Consider the following 17,045-nt stretch of genomic DNA (forward strand, 5'->3'; position numbering starts at 1 on the left):
CTGATGGAAATCGCCCCAGTGGGTGAGACCGCTTCAATTAGCTCGACGCTGCTGTCGTTGCCATGCAGCGGCGAAGAACGGAATCATGCGATTTCCTCTTCGAGTATCTTCACCGGCCGGTCCCACTGGATCAGCACGACACAGCCGGTATCGCTCCAGACCGAATGCTCGCTGCCGGGTGCATTGACGATATAACTGCCGCTGATGTAATCGCCCGTCTCGTCGGATTGAACACCATCGAGCACCAGGATGGTCTCGAGCCCCTCGTGGAGATGGCGGGGAACGGAGGCGCCGGGCTCATATTTCAACAGCGCCACGCCCGGCTGGTCGCCCTCGAAGGGGCGGATCCAGTGAATGGTGACATTCTCGCGGAAAGGGCCGAATTCCACTTCCTTCCAGCCGCCCGATGTCAGCAGTTCGCGGGTCGTTTCAGGCATTGGCAATGCTTTCCAGAATGTCGTCGACATGGGCGGTCCAGCCGACGATAGCGCCCTGGGCGCGGATCATGGCGATGGCTGCGGCTTTGAATTCGGGGAAATAGCTTTCCGTCGCCTCCTCGGCGAGCAGGCATTCATAGCCGCGGTCGTTTGCTTCGCGCATGGTCGTCTGCACGCAGACTTCGGTGGTGACGCCGGCAAAGACGAGCTGACTGATGCCCTTCTGCTGCAACATGGCGCCAAGCTCGGTAGCGTAGAAGGCGCCCTTGCCGGGTTTTTCGATGATGATTTCCCCCTTCACAGGAGCAAGTTCCGGAAGAATCGCCGTGCCGGGTTCGCCTGAGATCAGGATGCGGCCCATCAGGCCTTCGTCGCCGATCCTGAGCGAAGGATTGCCGCGGTCGCGTTTCGCCGGCGGCAGGTCGGACAGGTCCGGCCGGTGGCACTCCATCGTATGGATCACAGGCAGGCCGGCATTGCGGAAGCCCTGGATCAGGCGTTTGACATCAGGCACGATGCGGGTGATGCGGCTGACATCGTTACCAAGGCTTGCACCGAAGCCGCCGGCTTCGGCGAAATCGCGCTGCATGTCGATGACGATAAGGGCGAGTTCATCGTGCCTCACCGGAAAGGCGAAAGGTTCGGCTTTAATCCCCACCATCAGTGATGCCCCGCCATGTGGGCGCCGATCACGCCGATATCGGCCGAACGCGCCGGTGTCTCGTAAACCAGCCTGCCTTCCGAAATGACCATGATGCGATCGGACATTTCGAGCAGTTCGTCGAGGTCTTCGGAGAGCAGCAGCACGGCAGCACCCAAATTGCGCGCCTTCATGATGCGGGCGCGGATTTCGGCAACGGCCGAGAAATCGAGGCCGAAACACGGGTTGGAGACGATGAGCAGATCGACGTCGCCGGTCAGCTCGCGGGCGAGCACCGCCCGCTGCACGTTGCCGCCTGAAAGCGCTGCAATCGGCGAGGAGGAAGAGGCGGTCCTGACCTTGAAGTCGGAGATCAGCGCCGACGCACGCTTCTTCATGCTGGCCCTGTTCAACCAGATCGCGTCCTTGCCGTCCGGCTTCAAGTCGAAGGTGCGGAACGCAAGGTTCTCGCTCACCGTCATCTTCGGCGCGCAGGCATTCTGCAACGGCTCCTCGGGGATAAAACGCACCCTGTTCTTGCGGGTCTCGTCGCGGGTTGCGCCGTAAGCCTCGCCATTGACCATGACCTGGCCGCTATCGGTCGGGCGCTGGCCGGCGAGGATTTCCGTCAGTTCCTTCTGGCCATTGCCCGATATGCCGGCGATGCCGACGATCTCGCCGGAGCGCACCGTAAGCTCGTCGATTTCGATCGTTTTCAGGCCGGAACGATCCGGGGCTTTCACCCGGCTTACGGACAGCACCGGCCTTGCCGCTTCCGCCACCGGCAGGCGGCTGTCGAGTTCGGCGAGCTTGACGTCGCCGATCATCATCGCCGCCATATCTGATGTGGAGAGCTCACCGACGTTGCCGGCACCGACCAGTTTGCCGCGCCGCAGGATCGAGACGGCATCGGCGAATTTCGTCACTTCGTGGAATTTGTGAGAAATCATCAGCACGGTGAGTTCGCCGCGCTCGGTCATCCCGCGCACGATGCCAAGCATCTCGTCTGCCTCCGCCGGCGTCAGCACCGAGGTCGGCTCGTCGAGAACGAGGAAGGAGCGGCCGAGGTAGAGCTGCTTGACGATTTCGAGCTTCTGTTTTTCGCCGGCGGCAAGCTGGCTCACCGGCCTGTCGAGCGGGATCTTGAACGGCATGCGCTCCATGAAACCCGCCAGATCCTTGCGTTCCCCGGCCCAGTTGATCACCGCAGGTACTTCGGCACGGCTGATGACCAGGTTTTCCGCGCCGGTCAGAGAGGGAACCAAGGTGAAATGCTGGTAGACCATACCGAGCCCGTAGGTCGCGGCATCCTTGGGTGAGCCGATCGCTACCTCGCGGCCGTCGACCGACAGCGAGCCTGACGTGGCGTGATAGAAGCCCATGATGCATTTGACAAGCGTCGACTTGCCGGCGCCGTTTTCGCCGAGAAGCGCGTGAAAAGAGCCGGCCGGAACGGCGATCGAGACGTTGTCGAGCGCGGTAAAGCTGCCGAAGCGCATGGTCATGCCGAGCGTATCGATACCGATCGCCTTGCCGGCCTTGGGAAGGGGCGTGTCGCGAACGGTGCTCATGACAGCTGGCTCACAAAGGTTTCGGAATTGGAGACCGAGCCGAAGACGCCGCCCTGCATCTTCACCATCTTGATGGCGGCGAGGTGGTTTCCATAGTCCGTCGCCCCACAGCAGTCCTCCAGCAGCAGGCATTCGTAGCCGCGGTCGTTCGCCTCGCGCATCGTCGTCGAGACGCAGACATCGGTGGTGATTCCCGTGAGGATGATGTTCTCGATGCGCTTCTGGTTGAGGATGAGCTCAAGATCGGTGGCGCAGAACGAACCCTTGCCGGGCTTGTCGATGATTGTCTCGCCTTCGGTCGGGTAGAGTTCGGGGATGATGTCCCAGCCGGGTTCGCCACGCGTCAGGATGCGGCCGCAGGGGCCGGGATCCCCTATGCCGGCGCCGATCCGCCGCGAGCGCCAGCGTTTGTTGGCCGGCAGATCGGCGAGGTCGGGGCGATGGCCCTCGCGCGTATGGATGATGTGGTAGCCCTTGGCCCGCATGGCGGCAAGCACGCGTTTGATGGGTTCGATCGGCGCCTGCACCAGCGACAGGTCGTAGCCCATGTGGTCGACATAGCCGCCTTTGCCACAGAAATCCGTCTGCATGTCGATGATGATGAGGGCGGTGTTATCAGGCCTGAGAGCGCCGTTATAGGGCCACGGATACGGATCGGCGTCGATAAAACGCCCTTTGGTTTCGACCATCGCGTCCATCATTCTCTCTCCTATTCCGCGGCAGATTTGTTGAGACCGCCAAGTCCGTTCATCACAAGGCTCCGTTATTTCGTCAGCGACAGCGCGCCCGGCGCACCGGCGAGCGAGCGGGTGGGCGAGGAGGTGGCAATCAGGATGATGAGGGTGAGGACATAAGGGGCAGCGTAGAAGAGGTAGTAGCCTTGTGTGACGCCGACCGATTGCAGCGCCGGGCCGAGCGCGCCGGCACCGCCGAAAAGCAGGGCGGCGAGGAAGCAGCCGATTGGGTTCCAGCGCGCGAAGATCACTAGGGCCACGGCCATCAGGCCCTGACCCGACGAGATGCCTTCGTTCCACGAGCCCGGATAATAGAGCGAAAGGTAGGCGCCGCCGATCGCCGCCAGCGAGCCGCCCGCGGCCGTCGCCAGCAGGCGAACCCGGTCAGGGTCGATGCCCATGGCCCGGGCCGCGTCGGTGCTATCGCCGACGACGCGCAGGATCAGACCGATGCGGGTGTTCTTGAAGGCCCAGAACAGGAAGAGAGCAAGTGCGGCGCCGATGAAGAACAGCACGTTGATATTGAGCGCCGCCTGTAGCTGCGGCATGCTCGACCAGCCTCCGAGCGCGATCGAGGGCAGTTTCGGCGCCACGGGTTGAATGAAGGATTTGCCGAGGAAGAACGCCATGCCGAGACCGAACTGCATCATGGCAATGCCGATGGCGATGTCATTGACCTTGGGGAATTTGCAGATCCAGCCGTGGATGACGCCGAAGATCGCGCCGGCCATCATCGCGGCCACCACGCCGAGGGTCGGTGAGCCAGTCATGACGGCCACCGCATAAGCCGTCATGGCGCCGAAGACCAGCGTGCCTTCCAGGCCGAGATTGATGCGGCCGGAGCGTTCGGTGATCGTCTCGCCGAGGCTAACGAAGATGAACGGGGTGGAAACGCGGATGGCGCCTGCAAAGATCGCCAGCGGCACGCCCCAGATGCCGATGCCTGTCTCTTCCATCAGAGGCTCCTTTTCCAGAGATCGGGATTGAAGATCTTAAAGCGGCCGTAGAATGTCTCGCAGAAAAGAATAACGATGAAGAGCGTTCCCTGCAGCACCAGAACGGTCGCATCCGGCAGGCCCATGCGCCGCTGGATGAGGCCGCCCGAGGCTTCGATGCCGCCGAGCAGGATCGCCACTGGAATGATCGCCAGCGGATTGTGCCTGGCGAGGAAGGCGACGAGGATGCCGGTATAACCGTAGCCCGCCGCAAGCGAAGCATTGGCACTTCCCTGCACCGCCGCCACTTCGATCATGCCCGCCAGACCGGCAAAGCTGCCGGCAAGTGCGGTAAATCCCGCGATCAGCTTGCCGACCGGCAGCCCCTGGATCTGGGCGGCTCGCACGTTGCCGCCGGCGATGCGGGCGGCAAAACCGTAGCTCGTCGCCTCGATCGCGATCCACGAGACCATGCAGGCGAGGATGCCGATGACAAGACCCCAATGCACGTCCATGCCGGGTATATTGCCGAGCATGTATTCCGCCGGCAGCGGCCTGGTCGACGGCTTGTTGAGGCTTGCCGGATCGCGGAGCACCCCTTCGACGAACTGGTTCATCAGGGCAATGGCGATATAGGAGAGCAGCAGCGACGATATGGTTTCGTTGACGCCGCGGTAGTGGCGCAGGAACCCGGCGAGGCCGATCCAGATGCCGCCGACCACCATGGCCGCCATCGCCATCAGAACGAGGGTGAGGAAGACCGGCGCGGTGCCGGCGAGCGGCAGAGCCATGGCTGCGGCAGCAACGCCGCCCAACACAACCGCTCCTTCCCCGCCGATGATGACGAGGCCGAGACGGGCGGGCAGGGCGACGCAGAGTGCCGTCAGGAGAAGGGGTGCGGCACGGCTTAGGCTGTTTTGCACCGAAAACCAGCTGCCGAAGCCGCCGGTGTACATCAGTTGGAAGAGGGTGGCCGGCGACTTGCCGACCGCCAGGATGAAGAGGGAGAAAAGCGCAAGACCGATCAGGATGGCCGCGAGGCCGATGACGATCGGCTCGGCTCGCCGCGCGGTCCATTCGAGGACCGGGCGCAGCGAAGCCGGTTTTCCCGCGATCGATATTGCAGGATTGGCCTCGATGGTCATGGCGCTTCTCCCTTCGCGGTTTACGATGTGGACCCGACGACGCCCTCGACCAGATAATTCATGCTTTCGAGCTCGATCGCGTCTTCAGCGTAGCTCTTGTCTGCAGCCACGGCGGTGTCGCCCTTGTTGTCCTTCAACGGTCCCTTGAAAACCGAGAAGCCGCCCTTCATCATGTCCGCCTGCGTGGCTTCGAAGGCCTTGCGGCCCTCTGCGGACACGCCGGGGCCGAGCGCGCTCATCTTGACGAAGCCGTCCTTCAGGCCGCCGCGCACGAAATTGCCGAGCTTTTCGCCGGCCTGCGCCTTCTTGACGAAGTCGCCATAGACGTTGCCCCAGGCCCATTCGGCGCCCGTGAGGTACTTTTCGGGAGCGAGCGGGCTCTGGTTGGCGTGATAGCCGCAGACGAAGGCGCCGCGGCCCGCGGCCGTCTCGACAACCACTTTCGGGCTATCGACGTGGCAGGTGATGACGTCGGCGCCTTGGTCGACCAAGGCGTTGGTGGCTTCGGCCTCCTTGACGGCGAGCGACCACTCGCCGGTGAAGATTACCTGGCAGGTGATAGCAGGGTCGACTGCGCGCGCGCCGAGCAGGAAGGCGTTGATGTTCTGCAGAACCTGCGGGATCGGCTTGGCGGCGACAAAGCCGATCTTCTTGCTCTTCGTCGCATGGCCGGCGGCGATGCCGTTCAGATACTGGCCCTGGAAGATATAGCCGAAATAGGAGCCCGTATTGGCCGGGTGCTTGCCTTCCTGCCAGAGGCCGCCGCAATGGCGGAACTGAACGTCGGGATGTTTAGCGGCCATGGCCAGCATGTGTGGGTCGAAATAGCCGAAGGAGGTCGGAAACAGCAGGGTCGCACCGTCGAGATTGATCATCGACTCCATGGTCTTCTGAACATCGACGGTCTCCGGAACGTTCTCTTCTTCGACCAGCGTCACGCCCGGCAGCGCCTTGACCACGGCGGCGCCTTCCGCATGCGCCTGGTTGTAGCCGTAGTCGTCCTTGGGGCCGACATAGATGAAGCCGATGGTCAGCGCGGTTTGGGCCGCTGCGGAGGAGCCGATCAGGCCCGGTATGGCGCTGGCCAGCGCTCCGGCAGCGGAAGCCTGCAGGAAATTGCGGCGGTTCATGGAAAGGAGTTTGGTCATTGGAATGCTCCTTGCGGCGCTGGGCCGGTTTGCGAAACAGGACAGTAAAGTGCATGCAATGCTCATGCCAGAACCCAATTTATTGTTTTTTATATATTATTTTTGGAGTAGCAGCCTGTATTGTTTAAAGTGCATGCAGATTGACCGCAGTAACGCATAAAAAATAATCATGAACTGTTTTTTGCTCAATCTAGGTGCGCAGTCAGCGAGTCGACAAGCTGTTGCGGACTGTGCCTTGCATCGGAAAGTGAAAATCTAACAATATCTTCGCCACGTAGTTTGACTTATGGCGTGCTGAGCGGCATCTGTATGCAGAGTGTTGACGTGAGCAGATTCGTATCGTGAAGCAGGCCAAACGCAGAGAAATCATCCGCACCGGAACCACCGTCGAACAGATGGTGAGGGCGATCTCCGACATGATCGTCACAGGCGAAATCCTGCCGGGCGGAAAGCTGGACGAGGTGTCGCTCGCGGTTCGTTTCGACGTTTCGCGCACACCGGTCAGAGAAGCCTTGCGTGAGCTCAGCGCCATGGGATTGGTTGCGCGCGAACCAAACCGCAGTGCCGTCGTTACCAATGTCACCGAGGCTTATCTGCATTCGATGTTCGAGGCGATGGCGGAACTCGAAGCGATCTGTGCCAGGCTCTCGGCCGAGCGTATGACGGTCGATGAGCGGCGGGCGCTGGAACTGGATCATCGGGGATCGGTGAAGCTCGTGCATGCCGGCGCGGAAGAGGAATATTCGGCTCACAACACCGAATTTCACACCCGGCTTTATCGCGGCGCGCATAACGATCATGTCTTCGAGATGGTGACTCAGACGCGGGCGCGGCTCGCGGCTTTTCGGCGGGCGCAGTTCCGTCTGCCCGGACGTCTGGCGAAATCCTATGAAGAGCACGGCCGGATCGTGACCGCAATCATGCGCGCGGACGCAGCCGCCGCGGGGCAGGCGGCATATTCCCACGTGGAAATTGTCAGCGATGCCAGCGCGGTATTTGCAACGGCCGAGGAGTAAGCAGGCTGCGACCGGTCAATCACGCCGTTGTTTCCGGTCTCTACTCCGCGACTTCGATGAAGCGGTGGCGTTCGTAAAGGAACTTCAGCACGGCCTCCCGGCATTTGAGATATGTCCGGTCGGAGGCGAGTTCGATGCGATTGCGGGGACGAGACATGGTCACATCGAGCACTTCGCCGATGCGGGCCGCCGGGCCGTTGGTCATCATCACGATGCGGTCGGAGAGCAGCACCGCCTCATCGACGTCATGGGTGATCATCACCATCGTGTTGCCGAGCCGGGCGTGGATTTCCATCACTGCGTCCTGAAGATGGGCGCGGGTCAGCGCATCCAGCGCACCGAAAGGCTCGTCGAGCAGCAAGATCTTCGGCTCCATCGAAAGCGCGCGGGCAATGCCGACGCGCTGTTTCATGCCACCGGAAATTTCCGAAGGCCGCTTATCCCTCGCATGCGCCATTTGCACAAGGTCGAGGTTGGCCATGACCCAGTCATGCCGCTCGGCCTTGGTCTTCGTTCGGTTGAAGAGCTTGGAGACGGCCAGATTGACGTTCTCGTAAACCGTCAGCCAAGGCAGCAGGGAGTGGTTCTGGAAAACGACGGCGCGTTCGGGACCGGGTCCGTTGACCTCACGATTTTCGAGGAGCACGGCGCCGGCGGAAACCGGGGTCAGGCCGGCAATGAGGTTGAGCAGAGTGGATTTTCCACAGCCCGAATGGCCGATGATCGAGACGAATTCGCCCGCGGAGATCGTCAGGTTGATGTCTTTCAAAACCTCGGCGCGCACGCCGCTGCGATCGAAATGTTTGTCGATATGATCGAGCTTCAGATAGGCATTCATCGGGACGTTCCTTAGTTGGCGGTGGCGCCGCGCGTGATGAGTTTGCCGAGCGCAGCCACCAGCTTGTCGAGTGCGAAGCCGACGATACCGATATAGGCGAGCGCGACGATGATGTCCGGCAGGCGCGACGAATTCCATGCGTCCCAGATGAAGAAACCGATGCCGACGCCGCCGGTCAGCATTTCGGCGGCGACGATGGCGAGCCAGGAGAGGCCGACTCCGATCCTCAGGCCGGTGAAGATGTAGGGGGCCGCCGATGGCAGCATGATCTTCCAGAAAAACTCGAACTGATTGAGCCGCAGCACCTCGGCAACGTTGCGGTAGTCCTGCGGGATATTACGTACGCCGACGGCGGTGTTGATAATCACCGGCCAGATCGAGGTGATGAAGATGACGAAAATCGCGGAAGGGTTGGAATCCTGGAAGGCTGCGAGCGATAGCGGCAACCAGGCGAGCGGCGGAACCGTTCGCAACACCTGGAAGATCGGATCGAGACCGCGCATTGCCCAGACCGATTGGCCGATGATCGCTCCGACGATAACGCCGGTGACGGAGGCCAAGCCAAAACCATAGAGCACGCGTTGCAGCGAAACGAGCACGCGCCAGCCAAGCCCGATATCCTGGGAGCCGTTGTTGAAGAACGGATAGGCGATCAGGTCGTAGCTCTCCTGCCAGACCCGATGCGGCGAGGGCAAAGACGCATCCGGCGATGAACAGAGCGCCTGCCAGAAGAGCAGGATGAGTGCCAGCACCACGGCTGGCGGAACGACGTTGCGAAACGTGGCGGTTGCCGCATGACGAAAATCGATCCGTGATCTTTGCTTGCCGGATAATGGCAGAATTTTTGCCGCCGGCTTGGCAGAGACGGCAGTGGAGGGATTTGCTTTATTTGCCAGGGCGGACATCGACGCGCTCCTCACATGAACGAAAGGCCGGCGCGCCCGTGGCGCGCCGGAGGCGGGGTTAGGAGACAACCTTGATCGAAAGGCTGTCGAGATAGGCGGAAGGATTTTCAGGGTCGAAGATCTTGCCGTCGAAGAAGGTCTCCTTGCCACGGGAAGACGAGGCGGGAATATCGGCCGCCGCGACACCGAGATCCTTGGCGGCCTCGCGCCAGATATCTTCACGGTTCACCTGGTTGACCAGCGCCTTGATGTCGGTACTCGCCGGCAGATTTCCCCAGCGGATGTTTTCCGTCATGAACCAGGTATCGTGGCTCTTGAACGGATAGGAGGCGCCGTCTTTCCAGAACTTCATGTAGAGGTCGGTGGCCTTGACCTCGCGGCCGTTGCCATAATTGATGTCTCCCTTGAGGCGGCCGAGCACGTCCTTCGTCGGAACGTTGAACCATTGGCGCTTGCCGAGAATGTCCGCCATCTCCGCCTTGTTATCCATGCTCTCGCACCACTGCTGGGCCTCCATGACAGCCATCAGCAAGGCCTTGGCCGCATTGGGATTCTTTTCGATCCATTCGGCGCGGAGCCCCAGCGCCTTTTCGGGATGACCCTTCCAGAGCTCGCCGGTGGTAGCCGCGGTGAAGCCGATGCCTTGGTTGACGAGCTGCTCGTTCCACGGTTCGCCCACACAGAAGACGTCCATGTTGCCGACCTTCATATTGGCAACCATCTGCGGCGGCGGCACGACGATGGTCGAAACGTCCTTGTTTGGATCGATGCCGCCGGCGGCGAGCCAATAGCGTATCCAGAGGTCGTGTGTGCCGCCCGGGAAGGTCATGGCGGCCTTGATCTCCTTGCCTTCTGCCTTCTTTTTCTCGAACGCGGCCTTCAGCTTCGAGGCATCGAGCTGCACGCCGGTTTCGGCATATTCCTTGGCGACGGAAATGCCCTGGCTGTCGAGGTTGAGGCGGGCGAGGATCGCCATCGGCACCGGCTTATTGTTCTGCGTCACCTTGCCGGTATGCATGAGATAGGGCAGCGGCGAGAGGATATGGGCACCGTCGATACCGTTTGCTGCGCCGCCCAGCACGAGATTGTCGCGGGTCGCGCCCCAGGATGCCTGTTTGGCCACATCCGTTTCCGGAAGGCCATGCTTGTCGAAAAAGCCCTTCTCTCTAGCGATGATCAGCGGCGCGGAATCCGTGAGAGCGATAAAGCCGAGCTTGACGCCTTTCACTTCAGGGCCTGCTCCGGCTGCGAAGGCGCCGGACGGAAAGGCAGTTTTGACGGCGCCGATGAGGGCAGCCGCTGCGGTCGTCTTGAGCATGCTGCGGCGGGTTATGCCTATTGTCGAAATCCCAGTCTTCAAATTCGTTGTCATGCGCAGGTTCCCTCTGCTGGCTGAATTTGGACACAAAAAAACGCCGCTGGAAATTGCGTCCAGGGGATGGGAGCATCCCGGAGAGCAAAGACCTTGCGACGTCGGTGTCTGATGTAGGCGCTTATGCCGCGCCTATCCGCACCGGTCGCCGTTGACCGGTGCGTCTCAGGACTTGCAAGCAGCGTGCCAATTTCAAGAAGAGTTGGTAACGGCATGAAGCAAAAGGAGAAATGCGAAGAATTGATAAATGCCTATTTTTTGGGCTTTGTTATTTTCCGCTTCCGTTTTGTGCGATTACTGCTGTGGCCGCAGCCATGGGAGCGCTCTATTTGTGCAGTGCACGCAATATGGAAGTCGCGATGACGAGGACGGGGGAATGGATTCTGCCCGCCCTATTCGTCGGTATTGCCACTGGCAAAGCTCAAGAGGGGAGGGTCAATGCGAGGTGATTGCCTCGCCGTCACCTCATTTCATTGCAGCAAAGATACGAGGCCGTAGAACGCTGCGGATATTGCCGCAGCCGCCGGCATCGTTACGATCCAGGCTATCACGATGTTGCCGGCCAATCCCCAGCGCACGGCTGAAACACGACGAGCCGCGCCCACTCCAACGATTGCTCCAGTGATGGTATGCGTCGTCGAAACGGGAATACCGAGCCACGTCGCTCCGAAGAGTGTCAACGCTCCGCCCGTCTCTGCGCAGAAACCTTGCATGGGGTTGAGCCGAGTGATCTTCGACCCCATGGTATGAACGATCCGCCATCCGCCAAAGAGCGTACCGAGAGCCATTGCCGACTGGCAGGAAATGACCACCCAGAAAGGCACGTAGAATGTCGGGCCAAGATATCCTTGGCTGAACAAGAGTACCGCAATGATGCCCATCGTCTTCTGCGCATCGTTCCCGCCGTGGCCAAGCGAGTAGAGCGAAGCGGACACAAATTGCATGACGCGAAATGTCCGATCCACCGCAAACGGCGTTTGCCGGACGAATAACCAGGAGACGGCGAGCACCAGCACGAGGGCGAGCAGGAAGCCGATGGCTGGCGAAAGGAAAATGGCACCGACGGTCTTTAGGAGGCCGTTCCAGACGATCGAACTGAAACCCACCTTTGCCAGGCCGGCCCCCACCAGCCCACCGACAAGCGCATGCGACGAACTGGACGGAATCCCGAAAATCCAGGTGAGAATATTCCAAATGATAGCGCCCATCAGTGCGGCGAAGATCACTTGAGGCGAAACGATCGCAGGATCGATGATGCCGGTTCCCAGCGTTTCGGCCACATGCAGACCGAAGAACAGGAATGCGATGAAATTGAAGAACGCCGCCCAGGCGACCGCATATTGTGGCCGCAGGACGCGGGTCGAGACGATCGTGGCGATCGAATTGGCCGCATCATGCAGACCGTTGAGAAAGTCGAAGAACAGGGCGACAACGACCAGGCCGACGAGCAGCGGCAAAGCGAGGGAGGCATCCATCAGACGTTCTCGATGAGAATGCCGCTGATCTCGTTGGCGACATCCTCGAAGCGGTCGACGACTTTCTCCAGCTCTCCGTAGATTTCGCTTCCGATCATGTAGGCCATCGCATTGCCGCTGGCGCCATAACGCACAAACAGCTCCTTCAAGCCCTGGTCGTGGAGCTCATCGGAACGTCCCTCCACTCGGGTGACCTCCTCCGCGATGGCTGCGAGACGTTGCGCATTGGCTCCCAATTTGTCGAGGAGGGGTATCGCTTCGGCGACAAGGTTTGCCGCCTTGACGATTTCACTGCCCATCTGCTGCATGAGCGGATCGAAGCAGGATTGCTCGAACAAGCGGATCGTCTTGACAGTTTTGTGCATCATGTCGATCGCATCATCCATCGACTGAATAAGGTCTTTGATGTCCCCCCGGTCGAAGGGCGTGATGAAGCTTCGCCGAACGGCAAGAAGAACCTCACGCGTGACGTCGTCGGCCTCGTTTTCCAATGTGACGATACGTTCACAGTTTTTCTGAACGTCATTGCCCTTCAGGAGTTGATCGAGGGCGTGCGCCGCGGCAACGACGGTCTTCGAATGCTTGGAAAACATTTCAAAGAATCTGTCTTCCCGTGGCATCAGCTTGCGAAAAATGCTCATCATGCCTGCGAACCTTCCTCGTGCGGCCGACTGTCATAAATGTGTCATAAACACGCTCAGGCAATTGAAGCAACAAGCAAATCGGCTACTCCATCGCTATGACGCCTAGCAAAAAAGGCAGGAAGCCTAGACTGGACAAAACCCAGCCACTACTGCGGCAGCTCGCTGCTGTTCCTGAAACGCTGTTCGCCGGCGCATTCCGCCAACAATATGGCGCTATTTGCTTCCGCCATTGCAATGCCGGATCCGAGGTCGAAATCCTGGTGATCACATCGCGCGAGAGCGCACGCTGGGTCATCCCGAAAGGGTGGCCGATGAAGGGGAAAAAGCCTTTCGAAGCAGCAGCAATCGAAGCATGGGAGGAGGCAGGCGTGCGCGGGCTGGTGAAGAAGAAGCCGGTCGGACGCTATACCTATCTCAAAGAATTCGACAATGGCGATGTGGCCCCCTGTATCGTCGACATGTTTCAGATTGAAGTCACGGAAATCAGCGGCGATTTCAAGGAGCGGGATCAGCGTATTCTCGAATGGGTCAGCCCGGATGAAGCGGCACGACGCGTTCGCGAGATCGAACTCAAGTCGCTGCTCGTCCAATTTGAAGTGCGCAGTCGCAAGAAACGCGATCGCGGCTGACCGCTGACACCTTTCCGCACGATGCTCTATCGCTCGAATGGTTCGCCCAGTGAAGCGACGCCGTTCAGTTTCAGCAGGCGGCGGTCGGCGGAGATGATGCCGAGCACGATGATCGTGACGAGATAAGGCAGGCTCGAGAGCAATTGCGAGGGAACGTCCAGCCCGCTTGCCTGGGCTGCAAGCCCCATCAGCGAGACCGCACCGAAGAGGCAGGCGCCGAGGAAGATGCGACCGGTGAGCCAGGTCCCGAAGACGACCAGAGCGACGGCGATCCAGCCGCGTCCGGCGATCATTCCGTCGGCCCAAAGTGGTGTGTAGACGACCGCCGCGTAGGCGCCGGCGAAGCCGGCCATCGCGCCGCCGAAGGCGATGGCGAGGATACGGACCGATATGACCGAATAGCCGATAGCGTGGGCGGCCTTCGGGTTCTCGCCAACGGCCCGGACGATGAGACCAAGCTTGGTGTAGGCAAGTATGGCCCAGAGAGCGAGGGTCGCGGCGAGCGAAATCCACACGACGATGTCCTGGACGAAAAGACCGCCGATGACCGGGAGTTCCGACAGCCCTGGAAGAGCAAGCTTTGAAAGACCTTTGACCGTCAGGCTTTCATAGGTCTTGCCGAAAAGCGCCGAGAGGCCCTGGCCAAGGATGCCGATGGCAAGGCCGGCGGCCACCTGGTTTGCCCGGAACCCGAGCGTGACGAAGGCAAAAAGCAGGGAAAGGGCAGCGCTGCCGAGCCCTGCGGCGATGAAGCCGAGAAAATGTCCGCCGCCATGATAAACGACGATGAAGGCGAGCACGGCGCCAAGCGCCATCAATCCCTCGACCCCGAGGTTGAGGACACCGGCGCGCTCGGCCACCAGTTCGCCGAGTGCTGCCAGAAGAAACGGTGTCGCGGCAGCAAGCATGCCGGCAAGAATGAACTCGATGGCGTTCATGGCAGGCTCCGCTGGGCGGTGCGGCGCCATTCAAGACGGTAGCGCACGAAGGCGACGGCGATCAGGTAGGCGAGCAGCAGACTGCCCTGGAAGACACGGACGGCGGCGATCGGCAGGCCGGCCGAGACCATGGCATTGTCGCCGCCGATATAGATGACCGCCATGACCAGCGCCGAGACCACGATGCCGATTGGATGCAGGCCGCCGAGATAGGCGACGATGATGGCCGCATAACCATAGCCGCTCGCGACCGAACGCTGCAGCTGGCCGAGCGGACCGGCAACTTCGGCGGCGCCGGCAAGGCCGGCAGCAAAACCGCCGATCAGCAGCGAAAGCCAGATCGCCCAACCTTCCCTGAAGCCGGCGTAGCCGGCAGCCCTCGGCGCCAGGCCGCCGACCTGCAGCTTATAGCCGATGAAGCTCTTCTGCATGAAGACCCAGGCCGCAACCGACAAAACGAGGGTGATGAGGAAGGAGACGTTGACACGAGTATCGGCAATCAGGGTCGGCACCATCGCATCGTACTGGAACATCACCGACTGCGGGAAATTGAAGCCGTTCGGATCCTTCCAGGGGCCGAGCAGCAGATAGTTCAACAGTTGCGCGGCAACGAGGCTCAGCATCAGCGAAACGAGGATCTCGTTGGCGTTGAGGCGTACGCGCCAGAAGGCGGTAAGAGAAGCCCAGAGTGCGCCGCCGATGGCGCCGAGCAGCAGCATCGCCGGCCAGATCCACTGGCCCGTCGCCTGGGGAAACCAGACCGGAATGGCGGAGGCGAAGATCGCCCCAAGGATAAACTGGCCTTCGGCGCCGATATTGAAAACCTTGGCGCGAAAGCCGATTGCCAGCCCCTGGGCGATGAGGAGGAGGGGCCCAGCCTTTAAGAGCACTTCCGAAAATGAAGCCCAGGAGAGGAAGGGCTCGAAAAGCATCGCATAGACGACCGCGACGGGGTCGCGGCCCATCAAGACATAAAGGCAAAGATTAAGTGCGATCGCCCCCCCGAGCGCGATGACGGGTGCGCAGAGGGCCGCAGCCAGCGATGCACGCTCCCGGCGGACCAGGGTGGGAACGGAAGCGGGTAACCAAGCGCTCATCACTGGACTTTCTCGGGCGAGGTATGTGCCCCGATCATGTATCGGCCGATCTCCTCGGGCTTCGTGTCCCGCGTTGCGAGCGGCGGGCTGAGCCGGCCGTGATGCAGCACCTGGATGGAATCGCAGAGCTCGAACAGTTCTTCCAGTTCCTCGGAAATGACGAGGATCGCCATGCCCTGATTGCGCAATGCGACCAGGCGGCTGCGGATGGCGGATGCAGCGCCGACATCGACGCCCCAGGTCGGCTGCGCCACGAAAAGCAATTTCGGAGACAGCATGATTTCGCGGCCAACGATGAACTTCTGCAGGTTGCCGCCGGACAGGGTGCCGGCTTCCGCATCCGGACCGGGTGTGCGGACATCATACTGACGGATACAATCCTTGGTGAATGTCATCGCTCGTGCCCTTTCGATGAGACCACGCCGTAAAAGCTTGAGTGGATGGGCCGTCAGCAAGCTGTTGAGGACGAGCGACATTTCCGGCACGGCGCCGCGTCCGAGCCGGTCTTCCGGAACGAAGGCAAATCCGAGCTGCCGCCGCGCGGCGGCATCGAGCCTGCCGACATCCATTCCCATCATGTAGATCCGGTCGCGTTGTTCGCGCCCCAGCATGGTCTCGCCCGAAATCAGCGCGGCAAGCTCACTTTGGCCGTTGCCCGAAATACCGGCGATCCCAAGGATTTCGCCGGAACGCACTTCGAGACTGAGGCCGGAGAGCGGCACCGCAAAGGGATCGTCGGGCTGGTGGTCCAAACCGATGATCTCCAGCCGCTTTTCCCCGCCAGACAGCGGCAGCGCCGAGATGGGTGCCGGCATATCGCGGCCGATCATCATCCGGGCAAGGTCATGGGCGTCGTGATCGCGCGGGTCGATATCTCCGGTCACGCGTCCGCTCCGCAGAATCGTCGCGCGGTCACAGATCGCCCGAATTTCTTCGAGCTTGTGGGAAATCAGCAGGATGGAAACGCCGCCGTCGCGCAGCCGACGCAGGGTGTCGAAGAGTTTCTCCACCAGTTGCGGCGGCAGGACGGAGGTGGGCTCGTCAAGGATCAGCAGCTTCGGATTGGTCATCAGGCTTCGGATGATCTCCACCCGTTGCCGCTCGCCGACCGACAGCGCATGCACATGGGCAAGCGGATCGACTTCGAGGCCGAACTCCCGTCCAAGCGTCCGGATACGTTCCTTGAGATCAGCTTTGCGACCCGGCACCACCAGCTGAATATTCTCGATGACCGTCAATGTCTCGAACAGCGAAAAGTGCTGGAAGACCATGCCGATGCCCTTGCGCCTCGCCTCCCCGGGGGAGGCGAGGCGCAAGGGTGTTCCTTCCCAGACGACATCTCCGTCGTCCGGCTGCTCGACACCGTAAATCAGCTTCATCAGCGTCGATTTTCCCGCCCCGTTTTCTCCGAGGATCGCATGGATCGATTGCGGAGCCACGTCCAGATCGATTGCCTGATTGGCATGGATCTGGCCGTAGCTTTTCGAAATGCCACGCAGCGACAGGAGCGGGGTGGTCATG

Annotated in this window: 17 protein-coding genes; 2 read left to right on the forward strand and 15 right to left on the reverse strand. The window is 60.9% G+C overall.

Annotated elements, in window-relative coordinates:
* Positions 1-83: 83 nt before the first annotated feature.
* The 7 genes from HJB82_RS01190 to HJB82_RS01220 form a co-directional block, all read right to left on the reverse strand.
* Positions 84-437: a cupin domain-containing protein gene (locus HJB82_RS01190; RefSeq protein WP_207584963.1), complete on the reverse strand. Its 354-nt coding sequence runs from the start codon at positions 435-437 to the stop codon at positions 84-86.
* Entirely contained in the window at positions 430-1,098 is a 669-nt protein-coding gene (locus HJB82_RS01195) for a cysteine hydrolase family protein (protein ID WP_207584962.1), read from the reverse strand. The genes HJB82_RS01190 and HJB82_RS01195 overlap by 8 nt, the downstream gene beginning before the upstream one ends.
* The gene (locus tag HJB82_RS01200) at positions 1,098-2,648 is read right to left on the reverse strand and encodes an ABC transporter ATP-binding protein (protein ID WP_221131369.1); all 1,551 of its coding nucleotides are present in this window, start codon (positions 2,646-2,648) and stop codon (positions 1,098-1,100) included. Before HJB82_RS01200 ends, HJB82_RS01195 begins: the two co-directional genes overlap by 1 nt.
* The gene (locus HJB82_RS01205) at positions 2,645-3,346 is read right to left on the reverse strand and encodes a cysteine hydrolase family protein (RefSeq protein WP_207585174.1); all 702 of its coding nucleotides are present in this window, start codon (positions 3,344-3,346) and stop codon (positions 2,645-2,647) included. The genes HJB82_RS01200 and HJB82_RS01205 overlap by 4 nt, the downstream gene beginning before the upstream one ends.
* A 65-nt stretch (positions 3,347-3,411) precedes the next feature.
* On the reverse strand, positions 3,412-4,338 hold the full coding sequence (locus tag HJB82_RS01210) for an ABC transporter permease (RefSeq protein WP_207584960.1): 927 nt from the start codon (positions 4,336-4,338) through the stop codon (positions 3,412-3,414).
* Positions 4,338-5,462: an ABC transporter permease gene (locus HJB82_RS01215; RefSeq protein ID WP_221139419.1), complete on the reverse strand. Its 1,125-nt coding sequence runs from the start codon at positions 5,460-5,462 to the stop codon at positions 4,338-4,340. Before HJB82_RS01215 ends, HJB82_RS01210 begins: the two co-directional genes overlap by 1 nt.
* Positions 5,463-5,482: 20 nt before the next feature.
* Positions 5,483-6,610, reverse strand: coding sequence for a BMP family ABC transporter substrate-binding protein (locus HJB82_RS01220; protein WP_207584958.1), 1,128 nt, complete (start codon positions 6,608-6,610; stop codon positions 5,483-5,485).
* A gap of 341 nt (positions 6,611-6,951) precedes the next feature.
* Here HJB82_RS01220 and HJB82_RS01225 point away from each other — a divergent pair, with 341 nt between their 5' ends.
* Positions 6,952-7,626, forward strand: a complete 675-nt coding sequence (locus tag HJB82_RS01225) for a GntR family transcriptional regulator (RefSeq protein WP_207584957.1) — start codon at positions 6,952-6,954, stop codon at positions 7,624-7,626.
* A 40-nt stretch (positions 7,627-7,666) separates the two neighbouring features.
* Here the strand turns inward: HJB82_RS01225 and HJB82_RS01230 are convergent, their stop codons facing one another.
* The 5 genes from HJB82_RS01230 to HJB82_RS01250 form a co-directional block, all read right to left on the reverse strand.
* Positions 7,667-8,464: an ABC transporter ATP-binding protein gene (locus tag HJB82_RS01230; protein WP_207584956.1), complete on the reverse strand. Its 798-nt coding sequence runs from the start codon at positions 8,462-8,464 to the stop codon at positions 7,667-7,669.
* A gap of 11 nt (positions 8,465-8,475) precedes the next feature.
* The gene (gene ntrB, locus HJB82_RS01235) at positions 8,476-9,369 is read right to left on the reverse strand and encodes a nitrate ABC transporter permease (protein ID WP_207584955.1); all 894 of its coding nucleotides are present in this window, start codon (positions 9,367-9,369) and stop codon (positions 8,476-8,478) included.
* Between the two features lie 58 nt (positions 9,370-9,427).
* Positions 9,428-10,741, reverse strand: a complete 1,314-nt coding sequence (locus HJB82_RS01240) for a CmpA/NrtA family ABC transporter substrate-binding protein (protein WP_207584954.1) — start codon at positions 10,739-10,741, stop codon at positions 9,428-9,430.
* 470 nt (positions 10,742-11,211) lie between these two features.
* Entirely contained in the window at positions 11,212-12,216 is a 1,005-nt protein-coding gene (locus HJB82_RS01245) for an inorganic phosphate transporter (protein ID WP_033184194.1), read from the reverse strand.
* Positions 12,216-12,860: a DUF47 domain-containing protein gene (locus HJB82_RS01250; protein ID WP_207584952.1), complete on the reverse strand. Its 645-nt coding sequence runs from the start codon at positions 12,858-12,860 to the stop codon at positions 12,216-12,218. Before HJB82_RS01250 ends, HJB82_RS01245 begins: the two co-directional genes overlap by 1 nt.
* A gap of 95 nt (positions 12,861-12,955) precedes the next feature.
* On the opposite strand from HJB82_RS01250, the gene HJB82_RS01255 reads away from it, so the two are divergent.
* Positions 12,956-13,489, forward strand: coding sequence for an NUDIX hydrolase (locus tag HJB82_RS01255; RefSeq protein ID WP_207584951.1), 534 nt, complete (start codon positions 12,956-12,958; stop codon positions 13,487-13,489).
* A 26-nt stretch (positions 13,490-13,515) separates the two neighbouring features.
* Here HJB82_RS01255 and HJB82_RS01260 read toward each other — a convergent pair whose 3' ends face one another.
* Genes HJB82_RS01260 through HJB82_RS01270 form a run of 3 tightly spaced genes read right to left on the reverse strand, consistent with a single transcriptional unit; the run spans position 13,516 to position 17,044 of the window.
* A complete protein-coding gene (locus tag HJB82_RS01260; protein ID WP_207584950.1) occupies positions 13,516-14,427 on the reverse strand; it encodes an ABC transporter permease in 912 nt (303 codons plus the stop codon).
* Positions 14,424-15,524 carry an ABC transporter permease gene (locus HJB82_RS01265; protein ID WP_221139420.1) on the reverse strand — a complete coding sequence of 367 codons (1,101 nt, stop codon included), beginning with the start codon at positions 15,522-15,524 and terminating at the stop codon, positions 14,424-14,426. The genes HJB82_RS01260 and HJB82_RS01265 overlap by 4 nt, the downstream gene beginning before the upstream one ends.
* Positions 15,524-17,044 (reverse strand): ABC transporter ATP-binding protein, encoded by a 1,521-nt coding sequence (locus HJB82_RS01270; protein ID WP_207584948.1) that lies wholly within the window; start codon positions 17,042-17,044, stop codon positions 15,524-15,526. The genes HJB82_RS01265 and HJB82_RS01270 overlap by 1 nt, the downstream gene beginning before the upstream one ends.
* Between the last annotated feature and the right edge of the window lies 1 nt (position 17,045).

The sequence above is a fragment of the Rhizobium sp. NZLR10 genome, assembly GCF_019685125.1.
Lineage (GTDB): Bacteria > Pseudomonadota > Alphaproteobacteria > Rhizobiales > Rhizobiaceae > Rhizobium.